2 protein-coding genes are annotated in these 1663 nt (G+C 72.0%); one reads left to right on the forward strand and one right to left on the reverse strand.

Translation table 11 applies throughout. From position 1 onward, the window contains the following. Positions 1 to 336 (forward strand): GMC oxidoreductase (locus tag V7067_RS17770; RefSeq protein WP_334177210.1); only part of this gene is annotated, 336 nt, incomplete at its 5' end. Between the two features lie 70 nt (positions 337 to 406). Here V7067_RS17770 and V7067_RS17775 read toward each other — a convergent pair. Further along, entirely contained in the window at positions 407 to 1435 is a 1029-nt protein-coding gene (locus tag V7067_RS17775; protein ID WP_334177211.1) for an alcohol dehydrogenase catalytic domain-containing protein, read from the reverse strand. Positions 1436 to 1663 lie beyond the last annotated feature (228 nt).

A 1663-nucleotide genomic window follows, 5' to 3' on the forward strand; every position in this document is an offset into this window, starting at 1 on the left:
CAGCCGGCCTTCGCCCGCTATATCCGCAAGGAGCACTTCCCGGGCGACAGCGTGAAGACCGATGCCGACTTCGCCGATTATGCCCGCCGCTACGGCCGCACCTCCTACCACCCCGTCGGCACCTGCCGCATGGGCACGGACGCGATGGCCGTCGTCGACCCCGCCTTGCGGGTGCACGGGCTGGAGCGGCTGCGCATCAGCGATTCCTCGGTGATGCCGCGCCTTGTCAGCTCCAACACCAACGCACCCTCGATGGTGATCGCGGAGAAGGCGGCGGACCTTCTGCGTGGCACCACCGCCGGTCTGGCCGGTGTCGCGGCGGCCGCGGCGGGCTGACGGCACGCCTTCAAGGGGGGAAAAGCGGGCCGGCGGGGCGATCCCCCGCCGGCCCGTCGTCGTTTCCGGCTCAGGCGGCGATCTGCACCTTGAAGGCCGTGCGGTCGGTGGCGAAGCGCTCCATGGCCGCGGTCATGTCGGCCAGCGGATAGACGTTTGCGGTGAAGGCCTCGGTGCGGATGCGGCCGAGCGCCAGCAGGTTCAGGGCGATGTGCATATCCTCGCCCATGCCGGCGACCGAGCCCTGCAGGCCGGTTTCCTTCAGCACCATGTCGAGCACCGGCATCGGCCAGCGCGCATCGGCCCCGGCGATGCCGAAGGCCGCGATGCGCCCGCCCGGCCGGATGGCGCTGAGTGCGGTGTCGTAGAGAGCGGCCGCGCCGACGCCCTCGATGGCGATGTCGGCGCCGCGCCCGCCGGTGAGGCTGCGCACAGTTGCCGCCACGGCCGCGGGATCGGTGATGACGGCATCCGCCCCGGCCTCCCGCGCCAGCGCGGCGCGGGCGGGGTCCGGATCGGCGGCGATGACCGGGCCGGCCCCCGTCAGGCGGGCCAGCTGGACATGCAGATTGCCGATCGGCCCGGCCCCCAGCACCAGCACGCTTTCGCCAAGGCCGATGCGGCTGCGCCGCGCCGCGCGCACCACGCAGGCGAGCGGCTCCGTCAGGGCGGCGACGGCAAAGTCGAGCGTATCGGGCAGGCCGATCACCAGCCGCGCCGGCACGCGCACGAAGCCGGCGAAGGCGCCGTCGCGGTGAATGCCGATCTGGGACACTCCGGCACAGTTCAGCACCTCGTTGCGCCGGCAATAGAAGCAGTGGCCGCAGCCGACATTGATGTCGGCGATGACGCGGTCGCCTTCCTTCAGCCCGCGCACGTTGCGGCCGAGGGCGGCAATGGTGCCGGCGAATTCGTGGCCCGGCACCAGCGGCAGCCGGTCGGCGGCATAGTGGCCGCGATAGATGTGCAGGTCGGTGCCGCAGATGCCGCACCGCGCGACGCGGATGACGACATCGTCGTCGGCCGGCTGCGGCACCGCGCGCTCTTCCAGTCGAAAGCGCTGCGGCGCCTCCAGCACGGCGGCAAGCATGGTGGCCATGGGGGCTCCCTTTCTCACGGGCCAAAAAAAGACGGCGCCGGCCGCAACCGGCAGGCGCCGCAAGGTGTCGGGGCGGCAGGGCCCCGGGAGGGTCGGCGGAACTGCGGAGAGCGGGGTGCGGCGGCTACTTGATGATGCGCACCTGCGAACGGTCGATGGTGGCGGCAATGGCGGCCACCAGCATGAGGCCGAAGAAGATCTGCTGGGCGGCGGCCGGCACCTCCAGAT

It is taken from the genome of Pseudoxanthobacter sp. (assembly GCF_036822375.1).
Classification (GTDB): domain Bacteria; phylum Pseudomonadota; class Alphaproteobacteria; order Rhizobiales; family Segnochrobactraceae; genus Pseudoxanthobacter.

Coding starts and splice junctions, on each gene's coding strand:
- V7067_RS17775 (WP_334177211.1), bottom strand. CDS start 1,435: ATGGCCACCATGCTTGCCGCCGTGCTGGAGGCGCCGCAGCGCTTTCGA.